Source organism: Polycyclovorans algicola TG408 (genome assembly GCF_000711245.1).
GTDB classification, from domain to species: domain Bacteria; phylum Pseudomonadota; class Gammaproteobacteria; order Nevskiales; family Nevskiaceae; genus Polycyclovorans; species Polycyclovorans algicola.
Window position 1 is genome coordinate 283,544 of the sequence record NZ_JOMH01000001.1, and the last position, 21,649, is coordinate 305,192.

Annotated in this window: 19 protein-coding genes and 1 pseudogene; 13 read left to right on the forward strand and 7 right to left on the reverse strand. The window is 65.3% G+C overall.

Translation table 11 applies throughout. The features are described from left to right. Positions 1 to 9: 9 nt before the first annotated feature. Complete coding sequence (locus U741_RS0101320) at positions 10 to 1,854, reverse strand: ATP-binding cassette domain-containing protein (protein WP_029888695.1); 1,845 nt, start codon at positions 1,852 to 1,854, stop codon at positions 10 to 12. A 66-nt stretch (positions 1,855 to 1,920) separates the two neighbouring features. Between U741_RS0101320 and U741_RS0101325 the strand changes: the two genes are divergently transcribed. From U741_RS0101325 to U741_RS0101340, 4 genes are all read left to right on the forward strand, one after another. Beyond that, positions 1,921 to 3,009: a hypothetical protein gene (locus U741_RS0101325; RefSeq protein WP_029888696.1), complete on the forward strand. Its 1,089-nt coding sequence runs from the start codon at positions 1,921 to 1,923 to the stop codon at positions 3,007 to 3,009. A gap of 6 nt (positions 3,010 to 3,015) precedes the next feature. After that, positions 3,016 to 3,855 (forward strand): mechanosensitive ion channel family protein, encoded by an 840-nt coding sequence (locus U741_RS0101330; protein WP_029888697.1) that lies wholly within the window; start codon positions 3,016 to 3,018, stop codon positions 3,853 to 3,855. Between the two features lie 25 nt (positions 3,856 to 3,880). Next, positions 3,881 to 4,315 (forward strand): DUF3429 domain-containing protein, encoded by a 435-nt coding sequence (locus tag U741_RS0101335; protein ID WP_052378381.1) that lies wholly within the window; start codon positions 3,881 to 3,883, stop codon positions 4,313 to 4,315. A 78-nt stretch (positions 4,316 to 4,393) separates the two neighbouring features. After that, a complete protein-coding gene (locus U741_RS0101340) occupies positions 4,394 to 5,533 on the forward strand; it encodes a hypothetical protein (RefSeq protein WP_029888699.1) in 1,140 nt (379 codons plus the stop codon). 207 nt (positions 5,534 to 5,740) lie between these two features. On the opposite strand, the gene U741_RS0101345 is transcribed toward U741_RS0101340, so the two are convergent. After that, positions 5,741 to 6,970: an esterase/lipase family protein gene (locus U741_RS0101345; protein WP_052378382.1), complete on the reverse strand. Its 1,230-nt coding sequence runs from the start codon at positions 6,968 to 6,970 to the stop codon at positions 5,741 to 5,743. A gap of 107 nt (positions 6,971 to 7,077) precedes the next feature. Here U741_RS0101345 and U741_RS0101350 point away from each other — a divergent pair, with 107 nt between their 5' ends. The 4 genes and pseudogenes from U741_RS0101350 (at position 7,078) to U741_RS17530 (ending at position 10,846) form a co-directional block, all read left to right on the forward strand. Then, entirely contained in the window at positions 7,078 to 7,833 is a 756-nt protein-coding gene (locus tag U741_RS0101350; RefSeq protein WP_029888701.1) for a class II aldolase/adducin family protein, read from the forward strand. Positions 7,834 to 8,109: 276 nt separating this feature from the next. Further along, the gene (locus tag U741_RS0101360; RefSeq protein ID WP_029888702.1) at positions 8,110 to 8,943 is read left to right on the forward strand and encodes a glycine/sarcosine N-methyltransferase; all 834 of its coding nucleotides are present in this window, start codon (positions 8,110 to 8,112) and stop codon (positions 8,941 to 8,943) included. Beyond that, a complete protein-coding gene (locus tag U741_RS0101365; RefSeq protein WP_052378383.1) occupies positions 8,940 to 9,797 on the forward strand; it encodes an SAM-dependent methyltransferase in 858 nt (285 codons plus the stop codon). The genes U741_RS0101360 and U741_RS0101365 overlap by 4 nt, the downstream gene beginning before the upstream one ends. A 189-nt stretch (positions 9,798 to 9,986) precedes the next feature. Beyond that, positions 9,987 to 10,846 (forward strand): annotated as a pseudogene (locus U741_RS17530) (ROK family protein). A gap of 48 nt (positions 10,847 to 10,894) precedes the next feature. Here U741_RS17530 and U741_RS0101375 read toward each other — a convergent pair. Further along, positions 10,895 to 11,398, reverse strand: coding sequence for a hypothetical protein (locus U741_RS0101375; protein ID WP_029888704.1), 504 nt, complete (start codon positions 11,396 to 11,398; stop codon positions 10,895 to 10,897). After that, positions 11,398 to 11,751, reverse strand: a complete 354-nt coding sequence (locus tag U741_RS0101380; protein ID WP_052378384.1) for a DUF4870 family protein — start codon at positions 11,749 to 11,751, stop codon at positions 11,398 to 11,400. The genes U741_RS0101375 and U741_RS0101380 overlap by 1 nt, the downstream gene beginning before the upstream one ends. Before the next feature lie 97 nt (positions 11,752 to 11,848). On the opposite strand from U741_RS0101380, the gene U741_RS0101385 reads away from it, so the two are divergent. Beyond that, on the forward strand, positions 11,849 to 13,186 hold the full coding sequence (locus U741_RS0101385; RefSeq protein WP_052378385.1) for a DUF445 family protein: 1,338 nt from the start codon (positions 11,849 to 11,851) through the stop codon (positions 13,184 to 13,186). A 78-nt stretch (positions 13,187 to 13,264) separates the two neighbouring features. Here the strand turns inward: U741_RS0101385 and ppa are convergent, their stop codons facing one another. Next, on the reverse strand, positions 13,265 to 13,795 hold the full coding sequence (ppa, locus tag U741_RS0101390) for an inorganic diphosphatase (protein ID WP_029888707.1): 531 nt from the start codon (positions 13,793 to 13,795) through the stop codon (positions 13,265 to 13,267). 228 nt (positions 13,796 to 14,023) lie between these two features. On the opposite strand from ppa, the gene U741_RS0101395 reads away from it, so the two are divergent. Then, on the forward strand, positions 14,024 to 14,590 hold the full coding sequence (locus U741_RS0101395) for an adenylate kinase (protein ID WP_029888708.1): 567 nt from the start codon (positions 14,024 to 14,026) through the stop codon (positions 14,588 to 14,590). 108 nt (positions 14,591 to 14,698) lie between these two features. On the opposite strand, the gene rnd is transcribed toward U741_RS0101395, so the two are convergent. Next, positions 14,699 to 15,787 carry a ribonuclease D gene (gene rnd / locus U741_RS0101400; protein WP_052378386.1) on the reverse strand — a complete coding sequence of 363 codons (1,089 nt, stop codon included), beginning with the start codon at positions 15,785 to 15,787 and terminating at the stop codon, positions 14,699 to 14,701. A 44-nt stretch (positions 15,788 to 15,831) separates the two neighbouring features. Between rnd and U741_RS0101405 the strand changes: the two genes are divergently transcribed. Genes U741_RS0101405 through pmbA form a run of 3 tightly spaced genes read left to right on the forward strand, consistent with a single transcriptional unit; the run spans position 15,832 to position 19,106 of the window. Next, positions 15,832 to 16,401: a hypothetical protein gene (locus U741_RS0101405; RefSeq protein WP_029888710.1), complete on the forward strand. Its 570-nt coding sequence runs from the start codon at positions 15,832 to 15,834 to the stop codon at positions 16,399 to 16,401. Then, a complete protein-coding gene (mpl, locus tag U741_RS0101410) occupies positions 16,401 to 17,771 on the forward strand; it encodes a UDP-N-acetylmuramate:L-alanyl-gamma-D-glutamyl-meso-diaminopimelate ligase (RefSeq protein WP_043110159.1) in 1,371 nt (456 codons plus the stop codon). The genes U741_RS0101405 and mpl overlap by 1 nt, the downstream gene beginning before the upstream one ends. Continuing rightward, the gene (gene pmbA, locus U741_RS0101415; RefSeq protein ID WP_029888712.1) at positions 17,772 to 19,106 is read left to right on the forward strand and encodes a metalloprotease PmbA; all 1,335 of its coding nucleotides are present in this window, start codon (positions 17,772 to 17,774) and stop codon (positions 19,104 to 19,106) included. Between the two features lie 96 nt (positions 19,107 to 19,202). Here the strand turns inward: pmbA and U741_RS0101420 are convergent, their stop codons facing one another. Then, positions 19,203 to 21,566 (reverse strand): Tex family protein, encoded by a 2,364-nt coding sequence (locus U741_RS0101420; RefSeq protein ID WP_029888713.1) that lies wholly within the window; start codon positions 21,564 to 21,566, stop codon positions 19,203 to 19,205. Positions 21,567 to 21,649 lie beyond the last annotated feature (83 nt).

Sequence of the window (21,649 nt, forward strand, 5' to 3'; positions counted from 1 at the left end):
GCGCAGCGCTCATGCGACTTCCAGCGCCTCTGACGCCTCCAGCCAGGCGGCTTCAACGTCGGCCAGTTGCGCCTTGAGTTGCTGCTGTTCGCGACTGAGCTTGTCGGCTTCGGCGCGGCGGCCGGCGGCGTAAAGATCGGGGTCGGCGAGGCGCGCGTCCAGGGTCGCCAGTTGGGCGCTGAGACGCTCCATCTGCCGGTCGAGTTTTTTCACCTGTTCGCGCAGCGCGCGCGTGTCGACCGCAGCCCGGGTGGGCGCCGCCTTGGCGCTGCCTCCACCGCCATCGCGCTCGGCGCGCAGCCAGCGGGCGTAATCGTCCAGGTCGCCGTCGTAAGGTTCGCAGCGGCCGTCGGCCACCCGCCACAGCGCATCGCAGGTGCTCTCCACCAGATGCCGGTCGTGCGAAATCAGCACCACCGCGCCCGGAAAGTCCTGCAAGGCAAGCGCCAAGGCCTCACGCATCTGCAAATCAAGGTGGTTGGTGGGCTCGTCCAGCAACAGCAACGCCGGGCGGCGGTAGATGACCAGCGACAGTGCCAGCCGCGCTTTTTCGCCGCCCGAGAACGGTTCGATGGCCTCCAACTGCCGGTCGCCGTGAAACGCGAACTGGCCGAGATAGTCGCGCAGTTGTTGCTCAGTGGCCGCCGGGTCTAGCCGTTGCAGGTGCAGCAGCGGGCTGGCCTGTGGGTCGAGCTGCTCCATCTGGTGCTGGGCGTAGTAGCCGACCGCCAGATCGGGCGCGCGGGTGACCTGGCCTTCGACAAACGGATGCGTGCCGGCGAGGCTTTTGATGAGCGTGGACTTGCCCGCACCGTTGGCGCCGAGCAGAGCGATGCGGTCACCGGGGTTCAGCACCAGTTTGAGCTGCTTGAGCAGCACCGTTTCGCCGTAACCGACCTGGCCGCGCATCACGCTCAGCAGCGGGTGCGGCAGTTTCTCGGGCGCGCGAAAGCGGAAGCTGAACGGGCTTTCAGCCAGCACCGGCGCGATCATTTCCATCCGCGCCAGCGCCTTGAGCCTTGACTGCGCCTGCCGTGCCTTGGTGGCCTGGGCGCGAAAGCGGTCGACAAAGCGCTGCAACTCGGCGGCGCGCGCCTGCTGGTTGGCGTGCACCGCCGCCTGCTGGGTCAGCCGCTCGCTGCGGGTGCGTTCGAACTGGGTCACACCGCCGCTGTAGAGCATCCCGCCCTGCACCGTCAGATGCAGGCTGTGGGTGGTCACGGCATCGAGAAACGCGCGGTCGTGCGAGATCAGCAGCAGCGCGCCCTGAAAGCTGGCCAGCAGGTCCTGGAGCCATAACGCGGCGTCCAGATCGAGGTGGTTGGTGGGTTCGTCCAGCAGCAACAGGTCGGCGCGGCGCATCAGCGCCCGCGCCAGGTTCAGGCGCATGCGCCAACCGCCGGAAAAGCTGGCCACGGGTCGCGCCTGCATCTCTGGCGTGAAGCCCAGCCCGCGCAGCATCTGAGCGCAGCGTGCCTCGGCGGCATAGCCGTCGATGGCCGCCAGGATGTCATGACAGCGGGCAATGTTGACGGCGTCGTTTGCGGCCTCGGCGACGGCCAGCGCGCGCTCAGTGGCGCGCAGTTCGATGTCGCCATCAAGCGCCGATTGCAACGCACTTTCTGGCAGTGCTGGCACCTCTTGCGCCACGGCGGTCAGCGTCAGCCCGCGCTGTACCGAAATGTCACCGGCATCCGGCGCCAATTCGTTCTGAATGGCGGCGAACAGGCTGGACTTGCCCACGCCATTGGCGCCGATCACGCCGATGCGTTGGCCGGCAAAGACACTGAAGGTCAGTTCGGTGAACAGCGCGCGAGGGCCGCGGCGCAGGGTGAGGTCGGTCACGGTGAGCATGGCCGCCAGTGTAAATGCCGCCGGGTGCAGGCTCTGGCTACACTGCAAAAAACTCTGGGGGTGCGGGTGGGCGTTTGGTCAACCATACGGGCGCAATGGCAGCGTGAATCGTCCGCCATCGCGTCGGATGCGCCCAGTCTGCGTCCGCTGCCGGCGCCCTATCTGGATGCGGATGAGTTGAAAGCCGACGACGGGTTCGATGCCGACGATCCGGTGCTGGCCTGCGCCATCCGCGCGCTCGAAACCCAGCAGCACTTTGCCCAGGCGGGCACAGCGCTTGACGATACGTTTCTCGACGATTCGGTTCGGCGGATCGAGACCGCCGCCCAGGTGCGGGGCTGGACCGTGACGCGGCTTGCGCCTGCTGGCCGCTGGCGCGACCCCCTGGATGTCGAAATGGCGATGGCCGAACTCACCGACCCGGCGGCTCAAGGCCGGCGTCATCTGTGGCTGATCTCCGATCTGCACCGCGCGTTTGTACGCGTCCCCGGCACAGCGGCGGCCATCACCCGGTTTCTGGAACACCTGTTGACCCTCCGCGGCACCAACGGCGCAGCCGTCTGGATCGGTTGTCGACAGCACGCCTGGCAAAGGTTGACGCAGTGGCGCGGCGCCGATGCGGCTTTCGACGCAGTCAATGCCGTCAAAGAAGCGTCGTCGATGTCCCTCGCCCAGCGTCTCTGGGCATTGCACCAAACCTCCGGAAGGCGACTGACCGTCTCGACCCAGAGCGACGGCCGCAACGCGGCGACGGTTGAGGCCGACGCCCTCAAGCCACTCTGCGAATGGGTGCAGGCTGCGCGCGGCGTGTGCGGCGGTCATCCCGCGCGGCTCGTCACCATGGCCCGTGAGCACGCCGGGCTCGACGAAAACGGTGCCATCGTGCTTCGCGCCGCTGACGTGCCCCGCGCCGGCACCCTGACCGGGCTGAGCTATCCGCAGCGCTACCTGCTGATGGAAGTGCTGGTGCACGGCCACCTGAATCTTGACGAACTGGCCGAGATTTTTGTTTGCCCTGCCGAGCAGATCGCCGCCGATCTTGCCGTGCTGCAGGGCTGGCAGTTGCTTGAGGCCGACGACGCGGGCTACCGCGTGCCGCCGATGCGCGCCGCCTGGGTGGCGCGTCGCCTGTCCGCCCTGCAAACCCTGGAGTAGCCCACCGTGGACGACAAAAAAGGCAGCGGTCTGGACGAGCAGCAGCTGAAGTTTCTTGACTGGTGGTCTTCGTTGGCGTGGAGCGATCTCCTCGGCGTGGTGCTGATTCTGCTGCTCACGCCGGCCCTGATCTGGGCGTATGCGCGCACCGTGAGGTGGCTCGCCGACGAGTACCCGCGCCTGCGACTGGCGCTGCTGGTCAGCGTGCCGGTGATGCGCGTCGTGATGTGGTTTTTCGCGCTGTCGGTGGCCATCTTCGTGATGCTCGACCCGCCGCAGAAGGTGATGATCGCCATTGGCGCCTCGGCCGCACTGGCCGTCGGTCTGGCGCTGCAGGACGTGCTGAAAAGCATCGTCGCCGGCATTGTCATGCTGTTTCAGCGACCCTTCGCGGTCGGCGACATGGTGGAACTCAGCGGCCACTACGGCGAAGTGATGAGCACCGGCCTACTGTCGGTGCAGTTGCGCACCTTCAACGACAGCACGGTGACCCTTCTCAATTCCAAGGTGTTCACCGATGCCTCGGTCAACTCCAACTCGGCCAGCCTGCAAGAGCTGGTGCCCGTGCCGCTGACCCTCTTTGGGCCGGTCGACAGCCTGCAGGTGCGCGCCATCTGCGAACAAGCGCTGGCCTGCTCGCCCTATGTGACACTGGCCCGGCCGATCGTGGTGGTCGCCGATGACATCGGCGAGTACCACCGGCAAACCACCCGTTTTACGCTCAAGGCCTACGTCAACGACGTGCGCTGCGAGCGACTGATGGCCACCGACGTGCTGCTGCGCGCGCACCGCGATCTGCGGGCGGCAGGCATTCAGACGGGTGAGCCGGTTCCCGCGCCGGTTTGACGCAACCCCAATCGGAGAAACATCGATGAATCTGCCGCCATTTGTTCTCGCGCTGGGCTACGCCGGTCTGCTGCCGTTCTTGATCGGCCCGGGTTGGTTGACGTTTTCGCCCGGCAGCGCGCCGCAATGGCTGGACATGGCGTGGATGGGGTACGTGGCCATGATTGCCAGTTTCATGGCCGGCACGTTCTGGGGCTTTGCGTTGCCCGCATCGCAGGGGTCGGCAGGGCAGCTGGGTCTGGCGATTTCGATCGTGCTGATGTTGATGGCATGGCTGGCCACCCTGTTGTCGTTTGGCCCGGCACTGGCCCTGCTGGCCATGGTGTTTTTGCTGCTGTTGGCCGCCGACTTCTGGCGCGAGCGCGTGCTCGACACCCTGGGCGGGTACTTCAGGCTACGCAGCACGCTGACCGTGGGCGTGCTGATCGCCATCGCTTGGCGCTTCAGCCTGTCGGGCTAAGCCTTACCCCCGATTCACGGGGTGGTGACCCTCCCAGTCAAAACAGATGATCGCGTCTCTTTTACTCGGAGCCGATCAATGGCCGTTGTCACGTCCCGTCTTACCGCTGCTGGCGCCGTGGTGCTGCTGGTCGCCGCCTGTGCATCGGCGCCCGAAGCGCCCCCGAAATTCGACTCGGCCGCGTCGCTGGAGTCGCAGCTCGATACCTTTGTGTATGCCGACAAGGCCACGCGCAAACGGATGAAGGCGGTGAATACGCTCGCGATCACCGGCTGCAACGTGTTGTTCGCCACTCGAACCAGCGCCTCAGCCTCGACCGGCAGCGGCATGTTTGGTGAAGTGGGCAACACCATCCGCTCGGAAGCCAAGATCAGCCAGATCTACACCCTCGAAGGTCTCAGTGAGGTCGACATGCAGGCTTTGACCGACGGCATTTGCGCCAATGCTGAAAAGAGTCTGGCGCGTGCCGGTTATGCCGTGAAGCCGCATGCCGAATTCCGCAGCCATCCCGAACAGGTGGCGCTTGCCACGTCGGGCCGCGAGGCGCCGCTGAAGCACAGCGTCGGCAGTGGCGGAACCAAGCAGGAATACCGCGTGTTCACCCGCAGCGGTGAAACCGTGAACGGCGCCGCTTATCTGGGTACCGCCGGCGGCCTGGCGCAAGCGTTCAAGTCGGCCGGCGGCACGTCGTCGTGGAACCATGAAACGCGGCTGATGCAGGCGCTGAATGTCGATGCCGTGCAGTTGGACGTCATGGTCGACTTTGCCAGCGTCGAGTCCAGCGGCAACGCCGAGGCGACGCAGATTGCCAACACCAATCGCGCGTCGGTGTCAGGCGATGCACGTTTGTCGATCAGCGGGCAGATGCGCATCGTGCCGCGCGCCGAGCTCAAGTGTTGGGAGCGCTTCGGCAAGAACGAGTGTGGGCCGATGCACGACATGGCCAAGGTCACGAGCCGTCTCGGACTGAGCCACGACGAGCCGTTCTACGACAGCCTGGTGGACTCGACCACCACCGGCGACAAGGTGGCGGCAGGCTTTACCAAGGCGCTGTCGACGCTGGCGATGCTGGGAGGTGTGGGTGGCAGCTCCAGCACCGAGGTGACGCGCTACACCATCACCGTCAATCCGGACACCTACGGCCGCGTGGCTGGCGCCGCGACGACCTCGTTTGTTGACATGGCGGTGTTGGCCGCCAAGCGAGAAGGCAGCAAGTAACGTATTACAGCGCTTCTAACAATTCATTCGTTCTGGCGGCGCGCTTGAGCACATCTCTTCGTTGCTCATCGTCGCGATAGTGCCCGCTATCGCGTATCGATGCGCCTCGATCTGCACTCAATCGCACTCGCCATCTCCTAACGCTTTGTCAGAAGCGCTGCACTAAAGCAGGTTCGACTTCAAATGCCCGGCCTCGGCCGGGCTTTTTCATGCGCGCAACCAGACCCTCAACTGTTCGTAAACGCGGCGGTCGTTGCTGAGCCGGATGTGATGGAGGCCGGTGAAGCTGGCCCAGTCGGCATCCCCCATCGCGGCCGCGCGGGCGCTGTCGAGGCGCACCAACCCGTCGCCGAGGAGGCGCGCCAGCGGCGCCTCAGGATCAGGGCCGAGGCTGCTGCCGATAAAGCCGTAGCGCACATGCGCCGGTCGCGGGCAGGGGCCGGCCGCACTGCCGAAGACCGCGTCGAGGTCTTCATCCACGCCATCGGTGAAGCGCACGTGGCCGTGACGCAATTGTTTGATGCCGATGCTGCGCGCCTTCAGCCAGCCGCCGAAGGGCGCGGTGAACGGCAGTCGGTCGAGCAGTCGGCCGGCATTCCACGCCCAGCTCTCAAGCGGTGCGCCCAAGTGCGGCGCACCGAGGCAGAACAGGTGGGTCACGGGTTTGAGCCAGGCGGCATCATCGTCTGTGGCCTGCGCGAGGGCACTGCGTGCCACCAGCCCGCCCATGCTGTGGCCGATGAGCACCAGTTGCTGAATCCGGCGCGGATAGACCTCCATCAGGCCATCAAGCAGTTGCGCCAGCGCCGCACCGTTGTCGGCCATGCCCAGACCGGAGTTGTAGCGCAGGAACAGTGGCGTGAAGCCGCCTTCACAGGCCAGCCGCTCGGCGTAGTTGTGGCCATCGTGATCGGGGCGGTGCAGGTCCCACACCGATTCGTTGCAGCACAGCCCGTGAATGAAAACCGCCACCTTGCCGGTGGCCTGCGGGTGGGCTGCAGCCCACGCCATTTCATCCAGCGGCAGCGCGCGACCCTTGTGGGCGAAGGCCATGCCCAGGGTCAAGGCATTGCCGTGTTCAGCCAGCCGGTCACCAAAGGCGCCGTTGAGGGCGCTGATGGCCTGGCCGCTCCACGGCGCGGGCGCTTCGCGGTCGGGCAGGTATTCCGGCGGAATTGACTTGATGACCAATCGCGCGCCTTCACCGACGCCGCGCATCACCGTGCGCACCGCGTCATAGACGCCATCGGCAATCGTGTCGTGAGTAAACGCCGTGGTGCCGACGCCCGGCAAGGGCTTGAGGATGGCGAAGGGGATGGCCGCAATGGCGCGATGAACGCCCTGTACCGCGTCGGTGATTTGCGTCAGGCCGGTGACCGCGACCTGGGCGGTGCCATCGAGCGTGCGCTGGGTTTCGGTGGTGGCCAGAGGTATCATGACAAGCACTTAGTGAACAGTTGTGCACATTTTAGCGCCCATCGCCGTGCTGCAGTCAAACGGAGCGTGCACTAACCTCCAGGCCCATCGAGTTGAGGAGAGTCGTCATGACGCCATCGCTGCAGTCTCAGGTCAGCGCCGAGGAGTGGCAGACCCGCATCGATCTGGCCGCCGCCTACCGACTGGTGGCGCATTTCGGCTGGTCAGATCTGGTGTTCACCCACCTCACGGCCAAGGTGCCGGGGCCCGAGCAGCACTTTCTGATCAACCCCTACGGCCTGCTGTTTGACGAGATCACGCCGTCCAGCCTGGTCAAGGTCGACATCCACGGCCAGAAGGTGATGGACAGCCCCTACCCCACCAACCCGGCAGGGTTTCTGATTCACAGTGCCATCCACGCTGCGCGGGATGACGCGCACTGCGTGATGCACACCCATTCGCTCAATGGCGTGGCGGTGTCGGCGCAGGAAGGCGGGCTGCTGCCGCTGTCGCAGCAGTCGATTTTCGTGCTCGGCTCGCTGGCGTATCACGACTACGAAGGCGTGGCCCTGCTCGATGACGAGCGTCCGCGCCTGGTGCGCGACCTGGGCAGCGCCAATTATCTGATGCTGCGCAACCACGGCCTGCTGACGGTGGCGGCCGACATCCCCAACGCCTTCCTGTTCATGTACCTGCTGGAAGCCGCGTGCACGGTGCAAATTCGTGCCCAAAGCGGCGGCGGCCCGCTGCGCCAGATTCCCGACCCCATCGTCGCCAACGGCATCGAGCAGGCGCGCCAAGTCACGCTCGGCGCGGGCGGCAGGCTGGCGTGGCCGGGCTTGCTGCGCAAACTTGATCGACTGGATGCTGGGTGGCGCCAGTAAGCGGTTTTAACGCCGCTGGCCTTGGCTTTTGAGGGCATCGCGCTCTGCCGACAGCCTCGGACAGTGTCGCAAAACGCGCCGGCGCGCCGGACCACAGCCGTTGGGTTTTGCGGCCGATGGCGTTAAGGTAGGCCGCGCTGAAAAGCCTAAATCCACCACTTTGGTGCACGTCCGTCCGCCGGTCGTCCGCATCAGATGGCGAAGCGTGCTTGTTTTTCGTGACCCATCACGACCCGCTGCGTTTCGTTGTCATCCATCCACAAAAGGGGAGACAACATGAAAGCTGAACATCAACAAAGTTTCGGAAAGGACCCGATCGCGGTCCGCGATTCGGAGCACTACCAGGACGAGTACGTCCAGTCGTTCGTCGAGAAATGGGACGAGCTGATTGACTGGGAGAGCCGTGCAGAATCCGAGGGCCGTTTTTTCATCGACCTGCTCAAGCAGTACGGCAAGAGTGAAGTGCTCGACGTCGCCACCGGCACCGGTTTTCACTCGGTTCGCCTGGCCCAGGAGGGGTTCCAGGTCATCAGTGCCGATGGCAGCCCCGAGATGCTGTCGATGGCCTTCACCAACGGTCGTCGCTACGGCCTGATTCTGCGCACCGCACAAGCCGACTGGCGCTGGCTCAACCGCGACATCAACGGCAAATACGACGCCGTCATCTGCCTCGGCAATTCGTTCACCCACCTGTTTTCCGAGCGCGACCGGCGCAAGGCGCTGGCCGAGTTCTATGCCGCGCTGCGCCATGACGGCATCCTGATCCTGGACCAGCGCAATTACGACAGCATTCTGGACGACGGTTTTTCATCCAAGCACAAGTATTACTACTGCGGCGACCGGGTCAGCGCCGAGCCCGAGCACATGGACGAAGGGCTGGCGCGTTTCCGTTACAGCTTTCCCGACGGCTCGAAATACCACCTCAACATGTTTCCGCTGCGCAAGGACTACACCCGCAAGCTGATGCGTGAGGTCGGCTTCCAGAAAATCGAAACCTACGGCGACTTTCAGGAAACCCATCCTGAGTCACAGCCCGACTTCTATATTCACGTTGCGCACAAGCACTACGAGACCGACGAAGAAGGCGAGACCGTCGAGGACCACGCATGAGCGCGCCCGATTCCGCAGCCCCCCAGGGCGTCGATGCCGCCGTTGACGTGGCGCGTGACTACTACAACAGCAGTGACGCCGATCATTTTTACTTCCACGTCTGGGGCGGCGAAGACATCCACGTCGGGCTTTACCGCGATGACCACGAAGCCATCGCCCCGGCCAGTCGCCGCACCGTGGAGCGCATGGTTGAGCGTCTGACCCGGCTTAACGCAAACGCGCGGGTGCTCGACATCGGCGCCGGTTACGGCGGTTCGATGCGCTACCTCGCCAAGACAGTCGGCTGCCATTGCGTGGCGCTCAACCTCAGCGAAGTCGAGAACCAGCGCGACCGCGCGATGAACGCCGAGCAGGGGCTCGACCACCTGATCGACGTGGTCGATGCCAGCTTCGAGACGCTTGACTACCCCGACAACCACTTCGACGTGGTGTGGTCGCAGGACGCCATCCTGCACAGCGGTCGCCGCGCGCAAGTGCTGGCCGAGGTGCACCGCGTGCTCAAGCCCGGCGGCGAATTCGTGATGACCGATCCCATGGCGGCCGATGACTGCCCCGAGGGCGTGCTTGATCCCATCCTGGCGCGCATCCACCTTCAAAGTCTGGGCACGCCCGGTTTTTACATCCGCACCGCCACCGAGCTGGGCATGGAAGACGTCGGTTTCGAAGACCACAGCCACCAACTCACCCGCCACTACGGCCGGGTGCGTGAAGAGCTGACCCGGCTTGCGCCGCAACTCAAAGGCAAAGTCAGCGACGACTACGTGACGCGCATGAAGACCGGCCTCGGCCACTGGGTCACCGGCGGCGAGAACGGGCATCTGGCATGGGGCATTTTCCTGTTCCGCAAGCGTTGAGAGTGGGTCTGGCCGTCGTGGGGCCTGCCGATCTTTGGGTATGCTCGCGTCGATGAAGCGTTGCCGGCGTTGTTCGAATAATCGCTGTGTCTATACCCTGCCGCGCGCACGACGGACCTTTAGCCCGTGTCGGCGGTAAGTTTGCGAATCGGCATTGACCTTGGCGGCACCAAGGCCGAAGCGGTGCTGATGGACAGTCAATCGCACATCCTGGCGCGGGCACGCGACCGAACGCCGTTCTCGTCTTACGACGGCCAAATCGCCATGATCGCCGGGCTCGTGGCACAGATGGAAGCCGCCGCCGGACAGACCGGTCTGCCGGTGGGGGTCGGCCACCCCGGCGCCCTCTCGCAGGTCAGCGGACGCATCAAGAACGCCAACTCGCAATGCCTGAACGGGCAACCGCTCAAGCAGGACCTTGAAGCCCGGCTGGGCCGAGAAATCCGCATGGCCAACGACGCCAATTGCCTGGCCGTCTCCGAAGCCCGCGACGGCGCGGCGGCGGGTCAGTCCGTGGTGTTCGCCATCATTCTCGGCACCGGCTGCGGCGGCGGCATCGCACTGAATGGCCAGCCTTGGTCTGGCCTCAATGCCATCGCCGGGGAGTGGGGCCACAACCCCCTGCCCTGGCCGCGGCCAGAGTGGGATGAGATGCCGGGTCCGCAGCATTGGGACGGCCTGCACGGCTCCATCGAGGCCTACTGCTCCGGGACTGGGCTGGCGCGCGACCATCATCAAGTGACGGGCGACACACTGACCGGCGAACAGATTGTCGAACGCGCTGCCGCCGGGGACGTGCCCTGCAACGCCACCCTGGGGCGGCTGGAAGACCGGTTGGCGCGGGCGCTGGCCAGAGCGTGATCAACCTGCTCGACCCGGAGGTGATCGTCGTCGGCGGCGGGCTGTCGCGCATCGAGCGGCTTTATCAGTACGTGCCCGCACTGTGGGACCAGTGGGTGTTTTCAGACGAAGTCCGCACGCGTCTGGTTCCGGCAATGCACGGCGACAGCTCCGGCGTGCGCGGTGCCGCGTGGCTGTGGCCACCCTGACCGGTCGGAGCCTGGCGCACCGGGTCCGCCACCCTCGGCAAGCCGACCTCAGGCGGGCTGACCGTCACTCCAGCGCAACCATCGGCGTACCAGCCGGATGCTCAGCCACGCGCCGATCACGGTAGTGGCGATGGCGTGGATGACGAACGCCCCCACCAGCATGAGCAACGGCCGACCGGCGGTGTAGTCCAGATAGGCGCTGAGGGAGTTTGCCGCCATGGCGACCTCTTCGCCCGGCTCGGCCGCAGCGATGGCATCGAAAATGATCGTGCCCAGGCTCCACACCTCGGCAAACGCCACCCCGATGACGCCCAGCACGGCCACCTGGGCGAGAAGGGCGTAGAGCCAGGTCCGCGCGAGGAAGCGGTGATGACTGGCAATGACGGGCACGCGGCCGCTGGCGATGACCCAGTGCAGCACGCACATCACCGGCGCCAGCAGCACCGCGAACAGACCCATCTGGACGAAGATCAGCAGCACCATTGCGGCCGCTGCGGCATAGCCCAACACCACGCCGACGCTGCCGCCCGTGACGCCTTGTGAGGTTTCCATCAGCCCATCGGCAGCGGCTTGCGCTCGGTAAAGCTGAGAATGCCGCGCACGATGCGATAGATGTACCAGACCACCACCACGGCATAAATGATGAAGCCGACGCCAATCACCATGAGCACCCCGGCGAGAATGCTCCACAGCAGGCCGAACCAGAAGGTGCGCAACAGCCAGCGGTGGTGGCTCTTGATGAACGCACTGGCGGTATCGTTAACCTTGATGTGGTTGAGAATCACGCCGGCAATCGCGGTCAGGAACGTGAAGGGCCCCAGCGCGTGCAGGACGTAGGCGATCAGGAGCGTGTTGCGCTCGGGCTCGGAGCCGATGTCGGCGCCGGCTTCAATGATGTCGTTCATAGTGGTTCGGGCGGCGGGTATTGCGCCCGAGCCTAGCAAGTCGGGCGCAGGAAAAGAATTGCGGGCTGAGGTTTTTGCCCAGAAATGAGGAACATGCATGACGTTTGACATGGAGGTGTGGGACCAGCGCTTTCGTCGCACGCTGTTGCTCACGGCGGTGGCCCTGGGCGTGCTCGACTACTGGGCCGGCGGCGCCAACCCTTGGTTCCGCTCGGGATTCGTCATCACCATTGCCGGTTGCGTGGGGTATTTCACCAATTTCCTGGCGATCAAAATGCTGTTTCAGCCCAAGAAGGGACAGGTGCTGGGCTGGCGTGGACTGGTGCCGAAGAATCAGGCCCACATTGCCCGCAGCCTGGGCGAAAGCGTGCAGGCGCAGTTGCTCTCACCCGACATCGTGCTGGCCTACATCGCCGAGCGGCAGCTCATCGAGCGCAGCACGGCCGCATTGGCCGAGTGGATCGACGCCAACCTGCAAAAGCCGGAGGTGCGGCGCGAAATCACCACCGTTATTGTCACCCTGCTTAACGAGCGCGGACCCGAGCTGCTGACGGCCATCTTCGATCTGGGAGAGGAAGGCGCCAAGGGCGTGGCGCGCAACCCGCAGTCCATCGAGGCGTACTGGCAGCGGGTTCGCGCCGCACTCAACGATTTTCTGCAGGACGCCGAAAACCGTGAACTGGTGATGCACTTCATCCGCCGGGTGCTCAGTCAGCAGATGCCGATGATGGCCGACTGGCTGGACCGCGCCATTGAGGGCTACCTGCAGCAGAAGCGCGGCGTCGGGCGGGTGGGCCTGGGGTTGAAGTCGCTCTTGTCGATTGACCAAGCGGCCATCGAGCAATTGTTGACGCGCTTTGTGCAAGACGAGCGTATCGCCAACGAAGTGCTGGTGATGCTCGACGCCATCATGCAGTCGGTGCAGGCCGACCTCGCCTCGGAGTCCAAGCAGGCGACCCTGCAGCACGAGTTGGAAATCTGGATTGGCAAAATCAGCAGCGTGTCGCGGCGGCACCTGCTGCCCGCCATCAGTGAGCAGTTTGGCGATTATCTGAGCAATGAAGCCAACTGGTCGCAGGTCGAAAATCTGCTGATCCGCTTCATCCAGTGGCTCAAGGACCGGGCGCTGTCGGTGCTGCATTCCGACACCGGCAAAACCTACCTGCGGGCCGCCATCGAGCGCGCCGTGCAGCAGCTCAACGTCACCGGACTGGTCGAGCAACAGGTCATGAAGCTCGACAGCGACGAGCTGGAAGCGATGGTGCTCAACAACACCGGCGGCAATCTGACCATCATCCAGGTGTTGGGCGGCGTGCTCGGCCTGATCGTCGGGCTGGTCCAGGTCCACCTGTTTTTCGCCGTTCCGCTGGGCGGTGCGGCCGCAGCGGTTTGGGTGGCCTACCGGCTCAACCAGCGTCGATACCGCGACGCCTGAAGTGTTTGCGGCGGCCACAAAAAATGCCCGCGCAGCTGACGCTGGCGGGCATTGAGATCGGTCTGGCAGTGACGCGCCTTATTTGGCGGCAGCGGCAATGCCCTTGACGATTTCTTCGCGGGCGGCCGCGGCGTCACGCCAGTCGGCAACCTTCACCCACTTGCCTTTTTCGAGGTCTTTGTAGCGCTCGTAGAAGTGCACGATTTCTTTCTTCAGACGTTCGGGCACGTCGGCCAGGTCGCGCAAATGGTCGTAGGCGCCGTTGCTGACCTTGTCGACCGGCACTGCCAGAAGCTTGGCGTCGGTACCGCCTTCGTCTTCGGTGTCGAGCACCGCCACAGCGCGGCACTTGATGACGCTGCCGGCGACGATCGGGTGCGGGGTCAGCACCAGCACATCCACCGGATCACCGTCACCGGCGAGGGTTTTCGGGATGTAACCGTAGTTGGCCGGGTAGCTCATTGCCACGTTCATGAAGCGGTCGACCGTCAACAGGCCGGTGTCCTTGTCCACTTCGTACTTCACCGGCGGGCCGTAGGCCGGAATCTCGATGACAACAATAAATTCGTCAGGCGCTTTCGCGCCCGCGCTCAGATTCTCAAAACCCATGAGGCTCCCTCTTGGCGGTGTGGAAAAAACGGGCGGCGTGCAAGTCAGGGCATGCTGGAGCAGCCGTGCAACAATCCGTCTAGTTTACGAGACGGTGAACGGGCTCGTCAGGCCGGTCACCGTGATGCGGCGCCCGAGTTCCGCGCCGGAACGGTAGAATCGCGTCGAGATTGGCGTGCATAGCGCGCCGATACGATCCAGATGGCAACAATTTAAGGGTTAACACGCATGAGAATCGTGCTGCTGGGTGCGCCCGGCTCAGGGAAGGGGACGCAGGGCGAAAAGCTGGTCACCCAGTTCGGGATCCCGAAAATTTCAACCGGCGACGCGCTGCGGGCTGCGGTGGCCGAGCGCACGGTGCTGGGCAAGCAGGCCAAAGCCGCGATGGACGCTGGCGAGTTGGTGGCCGATGACATCGTCATTGGCATCGTCGACGAGCGGCTGCAGCAGCCCGACGCACGCAAGGGCTTCATTCTGGACGGCTTTCCGCGCAACACCGCGCAGGCAGAAACCTTGGATGCGATGCTCAAGCGGATGGGGTCGGGCGGCATCACCCATGCCCTGCACCTGCACGTGAACGACGAAGAGATTGTCAGCCGCCTGCTTGAGCGCGCCACCATCGAAGGGCGCGCCGATGACAAGGAGGATGTCATTCGCAACCGTATCGACATCTACAACGCCGAGACCTTGCCGCTCATCGCCTACTACCGGGCGCAAGGCGTGGCCCACACGGTGGACGGCATCGGCAGCCTCGAGGAAGTGTTCCAACGTCTGGTGGCCGTGGTCAGCCACTGACGAACTGTGTTTTGACGGCCGCGCCCGGTTTGTCCTGGCGCGGCTTTTTTGCGGACTCAGCGCGTCATTCGCTGGACGCAAATCCTTTGGCGTCGATTTCGGGCCGCCCTACAACAGCGGCCCCAACCGCTCGGCCAGCTGCTCACCGCGCCAGCCCTTGAGCGCCTGAACGTTGGCCGCGGTGCCGTGCAGGGTCAACTTTTCAAGCTCGGCACGCGGCGCGAGAAAACCGGGCGGCAGGTCCAGCGCCTCGGCGACTTCGCGCACGGCCGTCTGCAGGGTCTTGAAGCGGGCCTTAATCTCGCCGGCAAACTCGGGGGCGACCCATTCCCTCACCGGCTCCTCATTGGCGTCGCTCAGGACCTCGAGTAGCGCCTTGCCGTGACGGCTCAGGGTTTTGTCGGGCAAGACCGCCAGGGCGGCCAGCGCCTCCAGGCTGACGGGATTGCGTTCGGCCATGCGGTACAGCGCCGTGTCGTCGAGAATCCATTTGCGGGGCCGGTTGCGGTCCGCCGCTTCGAATTCGCGCCAGGCGGCGAGCGCCGCCGCACGCCCCTGTGCGTCCGGGGTCAGACGGTTCAGGCCCTTGAGGCGCGACCAGGCATTCTCCGGCAGCACCTGATAGCGCGTTGGCTCGGTGAGGCGCAGGCAATCTTCCTCCAGCCAGGCGAGCCGCCCGCGCGCGATGACGTCTTCGCGCAATGCCGGGAACAGCGCACTGAGGTGGCGCACGTCGTCGGCGGCATAATCAATTTCCGGTTGCGTGAGCGGGCGACGCGCCCAGTCGGTGCGCGACAGACTTTTGTCCACCGGCAAGCCCAGCCGTTTTTCGACCAGCCCGGCATAGCCGAGTTGATCGCCCAGGCCGATGAGCGTGGCGGCAATTTGCGTGTCGAACACCGGCGCGGGCGTGCGGCCCGTGTGCTCGACCACCAGTTCGAAGTCTTGGCCGGAGGCATGGAAGACCTTGAGGATGTCGGGGTTGGCCATCAGCGCCCACATGGGCGCCAAGTCTTCGATGGCCAGCGGGTCGATGCAGGCGTTGAGCTCGCCGTCGCCAATCTGCACCAGGCACAGGTGCGCGTGATAAGTGTTGATGCGAACGAATTCGGTGTCCACCGAGATCCACTCGCGGGTCTGCCATTGCGCGCAGGCTTCGGCGAGCTGCGCGGGCGTGTCAATCCATAGGGGTTTCATAGCGCAATAGAATACGGGGGTTCTTCTTTCTTACGGATGGATTGATGTCGGTCAATGTCCTTCGCCGGACCCTCGACCTGGTGCTGTTCCGCGCCGGGCCGGAAGCGTTTCCGTTCATGCCGGGTCGTCACGTTACCCTCGGGGCCGTCGGCGGCACGCCGGTGTTCATGGTCTACAGCCTCGCGCTGAACCCGATCATCGCGCTGTCGATGGCGCTGGGCACGGTGCTGGGGATTTTTCTCGCCACCCGGCTGATTCTGCGCTGGCGCCAGCTCGATGCCCGGTTCACCCAGACCGCGCACGCCTTGCTGTGCAGCAGTGCCTTCATGACCCTGCTGATGATTCTGCCGTTCTCGCAGATTGCCCCGATTTTGAGCGAGATGGCGGCCGATCCGGAGGCGGCCACCCCGCCCGACATCCCGGCGATACCGGTGCTGGTGATGAACGTGCTGAATGCGTGGAATTTTCTCATCACCGCCAATGTGTACCGCCACGCCACCGACCGCGGCTTTGCCATGGGCCTGCTCTATAGCCTGCTCAGCTCCGGCATGGTGCTGGCCACGGTCTTGGGCTTCGGTTTGCTGCTGGGCAGCCTGGGCATCGGCGGCGCTTGATGCACCTGCACATTCTTGGTATCTGCGGCACGTTCATGGCCGGCATCGCGGCGCTGGCACGCGAGGCCGGGCACCGCGTCACCGGTTCGGACGCCAACGCCTGGCCGCCGATGTCGACCCAGCTTGAAGCGCTCGGCATTGAGGTCATGCAGGGCTACGACCCGGCACACCTGCAGCCGGCGCCCGACGTGGTGGTGGTGGGCAACGTCATCACCCGCGGCAACCCGGCCATCGAACACGTGCTCGACAGCGGGCTGCCCTACTGCAGCGGTCCGGAGTGGCTGGCGCGCCACGTGCTCGCCGGGCGCACCGTGCTGGCGGTGGCCGGCACCCACGGCAAGACCACCACCACCGCGATGCTGGCGTGGCTGCTGGAACACGCCGGCCTGCAGCCGGGTTTTCTGGTTGGCGGCCTGCCGGCCAACTTCGGCGTCTCGGCGCGGCTGGGCGCGGCCGGCGCGCCGTTTGTGATCGAGGCTGACGAGTACGACACCGCCTTCTTCGACAAGCGCAGCAAGTTCGTTCACTACAGGCCCAAGGTGGCGGTCTTGAACAACCTGGAGTTTGACCACGCCGACATTTTTGCCGACCTGGCGGCCATCGAGCGTCAGTTTCATCATCTGGTGCGTACCGTGCCGGGCAGTGGACGGCTGATCGTCAACGCCGAGGCCCCGGCCCTGGCGCGGGTGCTGGCGCAAGGCTGCTGGACCCCGGTGATCCCGTTCAACAGCGATGCCGGCTGGCAGACCACGCCGCGGCCCGGCGGCTTTGCGTTGCAGGTGGGTGGCCGGACGGTTGTGCCGACCATCGACCTGCCACTGCCCGGGGCGCACAACCGCGCCAACGCCCTGGCGGCCATGGCGGCGGCATCGGCCATCGGCGTGCCCGACGCCGCGCTGGCCCCGGCGATGGCGGCGTTTCGCGGTGTGCGCCGGCGACTGGAAGTGGTCGGCGAGGTGGCCGGCATTCGCGTCTACGATGACTTCGCGCATCACCCGACGGCCATCGAAGTCACCCTGGCGGCGCTGCGCGAGCACGCGCCGGGCCGCATCCTGGCGGTACTGGAACCGCGCTCCAACACCATGCGCCGCGGCGAGCATGCAGCGGCGCTGCCGGGGGTCTTGTCGGGCGCCGATGCGGTCTACGTCTTGGCGCGCCCCGATCTGCAATGGAACGCCGCCGAGGCGCTGGCCGCCGTACTGCCGCCGCTGGTGATCTGTGCCACCGCAGACGAACTGGCCCTGCGCCTTGTGGCGGATGCCACAACCGGCGACCGCATCGTGCTGATGAGCAACGGCGACTTTGGCGGCCTGCCGCAAACCCTGCCGAAACAATTATTGGCGGCCCATGCCGCCGGGACACTGCCTTAAATGACCGATGAAGCCAACCTGCCGCGCCTCGCAACGCAGGTCCTCGAAACCGCCCGCAAGATGGGCGCCGACAGCGCCGAACTGATGATCAGCTCATCGCGCGGCTATTCCCTCAACGTGCGCCAGCAGGCGGTCGAAAGTCTGGAGTTTCAGCAAGACCGCGATCTGTCGCTGACCGTTTATGTGGGCTTGCGCAAAGGCGTGGCCAGCACCGGCGATCTGACCGACGCCGGTCTGCGCGACGCCGTGACGGCCGCCGTCGACATTGCCCGGGCCACCGGCGAAGACCCCTGCCACGGCCTTGCCGATGCAGCGCTCATGGCCACGGAGTTTCCGGAGTTGGACCTTGACCACCCGTGGGCCATCGCGCCCGCCGAGGCGGTCAAGCTGGCACAGGAAGCCGAGTCTGCAGCGCTGGCGGTCGACACGCGCATCCGCCAAAGCGAAGGCGCCGGGTTTTCAACGCACCGCAGCCACTCGCTGTACGCCAACAGCCACGGCTTTCTGGGCGCCCGCACCGGCACCTCGCACGGCTTCAACTGCGCGGTTGTCGCGGTGGACGGTGACGACATGCAGCGTGACGACTGGTACACGCACCACCGCCGCGCCGACCTGCTTGAAAGCCCTGAGTCGGTCGGCCGCGAGGCCGGGCGACGTGCCGTGCGACGACTGGGCGCCAGGCCGATCAAGACCCAGGCTGCGCCGGTGCTGTTCGTGCCGGAGCTGGCGCGCGGGCTGATTGGCTCGTTCATCGGGGCCATCTCTGGCGGCGCGCTCTACCGCCGCGCCAGCTTTTTGCTCGACGCGATGGATCAACCCATCTTCCCGATGGGCGTGTCGGTCCATCAGCGGCCGCGACTGCCCTGCGCAGCCGCCAGCAGCGCCTTCGATGGCGAAGGCGTCGCGACCCAAGATCGCACCCTCATCGACAACGGCGTGCTGAAAGGTTGGGTGCTGGGCAGCTACTCCGCACGGCGGCTCGGCTTGACCACCACCGGCAACGCGGGCGGCATTTTCAACCTGCTGCTGGACGCGCCGCGTGAATCCTTTGACAGCCTGCTGAAACGCATGGGCCGTGGCCTGCTGGTGACCGAACTCATGGGCAGCGGCGTCAACGGCGTCACCGGCGACTACTCACGCGGCGCAGCGGGCTTCTGGGTCGAAGGCGGCGAGATCGTTCACGCCGTGGACGAGTTGACCATTGCCGGCAACCTGCGCGACATCTACAAAAATTTCATCGGCTTTGGCGATGACATCCGGCCCTACGCCAGCCTGCAAACCGGATCGGTGCTGGTCGGCGAGATGATGATTGCGGCGCAGGGGAACGGGGATTGATTCGGCCCGAATTGGGCCGCCTGCCGGATACGCATAAAGCAGACGCTTGAATCGCCAAGCCGATCAAGCCAGAAAATGCCGCGATAGTGCGGCGCCTCAATGGCCCCCGCGTGCCTTGGCCAGTGCGTCCGCCAAGGCACTGTTCACCGGCGCGGCGGCGGGCTTGGGCTTTGCCGGACCACCCCCGGGCCGGCTGCCACGGGGACCGTTGCGCGGATCACGCGGATCTGTGTCGCGCCGGCCTTCGGCGCGTGGCTCTCGCGGGGCCGGGGCGTCGTCGAGGCGGCGCGTAAGGGCGATACGTTTGCGGTCCACATCGACCTCCAGCACCTTGACCCGAACGATGTCGCCGGCCTTGACCACCTCGCGTGGGTCCTTAACGAACTTGTCGGACAGGGCCGAGATGTGGATCAGGCCATCCTGGTGTACGCCGATGTCGACAAAGGCACCGAAAGCGGCAACGTTGCTGACCACACCTTCGAGAATCATGCCCTCGCGCAGGTCCTTGAGATGTTCCACGCCGTCGGCAAATTTCGCCGCCTTGAACGCCGGGCGCGGGTCGCGGCCCGGCTTCTCCAGTTCCTTGAGGATGTCCCGCACGGTCGGCAGGCCGAACTGTTCGTCGGTGAAGGTTTCAGGCCGCAGCGCGCGCAGAAAGGGTTCGTCACCGATGATCTCTTTCACGCTCCGGCCGCTGCGCTGCACGATGCGTTCGACCACCGGGTAGGCCTCGGGGTGCACGGCGGAGGCGTCCAGCGGTTCGTCACCGTTGGCGATGCGTAGAAAGCCCGCGCACTGCTCGAAGGCCTTGTCGCCCAGGCGCGGCACTTTGAGCAATTGCTTGCGGCGCGTGAACGGGCCGTGGGTATCGCGATGCAGGATGATGTTGTTGGCCACGCTGGCCGACAACCCCGACACCCGCGCCAGCAGCGCGCTGGACGCGGTGTTCACGTCGACCCCCACCGCATTCACACAGTCTTCCACCCGGGCGTCCAGCGCGCGGGCCAGTTGATATTGGTCGACGTCGTGCTGGTACTGGCCCACGCCGATGGCCTTGGGTTCGATCTTGACCAGCTCGGCCAGCGGGTCTTGCAGGCGGCGGGCGATGGACACGGCACCGCGCAGCGACACGTCGAGATCGGGGAATTCTTTCGCCGCGAGTTCAGAGGCCGAATACACCGAGGCGCCCGCCTCGCTCACGACGATTTTCTGCATCCGCAGCTCGGGCAGGCGCTTCAGCAGATCACCGGCCAGCTTGTCGGTTTCACGCGAGGCGGTGCCGTTGCCAATGGCGATGAGTTGCACGCCATGTTCGGTACAGAGTCGTTGCAGTGAGGCCAGCGAAGCGTCCCATTGGCGGCGCGGCTCGTGCGGGTAAATCGTGTCGGTGGCGACCCGCTTGCCGGTGGCGTCGACCACCGCCACTTTCACGCCGGTGCGCAGGCCGGGGTCCAGGCCCAGCACCGCCTTGGGCCCGGCCGGTGCGGCCAGCATCAGATCCTTCAGGTTGTCGCCGAACACGGCAATGGCCTCGGCCTCCGCTTTTTCGCGAGCCTGATTGAACAGGTCAAGCATCAAGTGCAGGTGCAGCTTGGCCTTCCAGGTGAGGCGCACGGTCATTTTCAGCCAGGCATCGGCCGCCCGGCCCTGGTCGGCCACACCGGCATACGCCGCCACCCGCGTCTCGGCCCGCAGGTGCCCGGCTTCTGCGTCGCGGCCAGGGTCCAGCTCGAGAAACAGGAACGCTTCGCGACGTCCCCGGAAAAGCGCCAGCAGTCGGTGCGAAGGAATTTTTGCCAGCGGTTCGGCATGGTCGAAGTAGTCGCGAAATTTTTCGCCCGCCGCTTCCTTGCCCTCGGCCACGCGGGCACGAATCACGCCCACGTCGTTCAGCCATTCACGCAGCTCGCCGATCAGGGCGGCGTTTTCGCCCCAGCGCTCCACCAGGATGGCGCGCGCGCCGTCCAGGGCGGCCTTGGCATCGGCCACGCCTTTTTCGGCATCGACGAAACCTGCGGCGAAGGCGTCGGGTGCGCGCGTCGGGTCATCCAGCAGGCCGTCGGCCAGCGGCTCCAACCCGGCTTCGCGCGCGATCTGCGCGCGGGTGCGACGCTTGGTTTTATAGGGCAGATAAAGGTCTTCCAGCCGCGCTTTGCTGTCGGCGCCTTCGATATCGGCGCGCAGTTCGTCACTGAGCTTGCCCTGCTCGTCGATGCTGGAGAGGATGCTCGCGCGGCGGTCTTCCAGCTCGCGCAGGTAGCTCAGACGCGTCTCCAGATTGCGCAGTTGGGTGTCGTCCAGCCCGCCGGTGACTTCCTTGCGGTAGCGGGCGATGAACGGCACGGTCGCGCCCTCATCCAGCAGTGCAATGGCCGCCACGGCCTGTTGCGGGGCGGCACCGATCTCGGCGGCGATGATCTGCGAAATCTTGCGCGCGAGCGCGGGGGATTGAGCCTGCATGGCGTCCATGGTGGGGTGCGGCTTGGCGCCGCGGGGGCGCGATTGTCGCAATGCTGGCGGATCTTCGTCAGTCGTCGCTCAGG

What these genes read in the sequence shown, in the direction of transcription:
- U741_RS0101320 (WP_029888695.1), bottom strand. Translation starts at nt 1,854, where the DNA reads ATGCTCACCGTGACCGACCTCACCCTGCGCCGCGGCCCTCGCGCGCTG.
- U741_RS0101335 (WP_052378381.1), top strand. Translation starts at nt 3,881, where the DNA reads ATGAATCTGCCGCCATTTGTTCTCGCGCTGGGCTACGCCGGTCTGCTG.
- U741_RS0101340 (WP_029888699.1), top strand. Translation starts at nt 4,394, where the DNA reads ATGGCCGTTGTCACGTCCCGTCTTACCGCTGCTGGCGCCGTGGTGCTG.
- U741_RS0101345 (WP_052378382.1), bottom strand. Translation starts at nt 6,970, where the DNA reads ATGATACCTCTGGCCACCACCGAAACCCAGCGCACGCTCGATGGCACC.
- U741_RS0101350 (WP_029888701.1), top strand. Translation starts at nt 7,078, where the DNA reads ATGACGCCATCGCTGCAGTCTCAGGTCAGCGCCGAGGAGTGGCAGACC.
- U741_RS0101360 (WP_029888702.1), top strand. Translation starts at nt 8,110, where the DNA reads ATGAAAGCTGAACATCAACAAAGTTTCGGAAAGGACCCGATCGCGGTC.
- U741_RS0101365 (WP_052378383.1), top strand. Translation starts at nt 8,940, where the DNA reads ATGAGCGCGCCCGATTCCGCAGCCCCCCAGGGCGTCGATGCCGCCGTT.
- U741_RS0101375 (WP_029888704.1), bottom strand. Translation starts at nt 11,398, where the DNA reads ATGGAAACCTCACAAGGCGTCACGGGCGGCAGCGTCGGCGTGGTGTTG.
- U741_RS0101380 (WP_052378384.1), bottom strand. Translation starts at nt 11,751, where the DNA reads ATGAACGACATCATTGAAGCCGGCGCCGACATCGGCTCCGAGCCCGAG.
- U741_RS0101385 (WP_052378385.1), top strand. Translation starts at nt 11,849, where the DNA reads ATGACGTTTGACATGGAGGTGTGGGACCAGCGCTTTCGTCGCACGCTG.
- ppa (WP_029888707.1), bottom strand. Translation starts at nt 13,795, where the DNA reads ATGGGTTTTGAGAATCTGAGCGCGGGCGCGAAAGCGCCTGACGAATTT.
- U741_RS0101395 (WP_029888708.1), top strand. Translation starts at nt 14,024, where the DNA reads ATGAGAATCGTGCTGCTGGGTGCGCCCGGCTCAGGGAAGGGGACGCAG.
- rnd (WP_052378386.1), bottom strand. Translation starts at nt 15,787, where the DNA reads ATGAAACCCCTATGGATTGACACGCCCGCGCAGCTCGCCGAAGCCTGC.
- U741_RS0101405 (WP_029888710.1), top strand. Translation starts at nt 15,832, where the DNA reads ATGTCGGTCAATGTCCTTCGCCGGACCCTCGACCTGGTGCTGTTCCGC.
- mpl (WP_043110159.1), top strand. Translation starts at nt 16,401, where the DNA reads ATGCACCTGCACATTCTTGGTATCTGCGGCACGTTCATGGCCGGCATC.
- pmbA (WP_029888712.1), top strand. Translation starts at nt 17,772, where the DNA reads ATGACCGATGAAGCCAACCTGCCGCGCCTCGCAACGCAGGTCCTCGAA.
- U741_RS0101420 (WP_029888713.1), bottom strand. Translation starts at nt 21,566, where the DNA reads ATGCAGGCTCAATCCCCCGCGCTCGCGCGCAAGATTTCGCAGATCATC.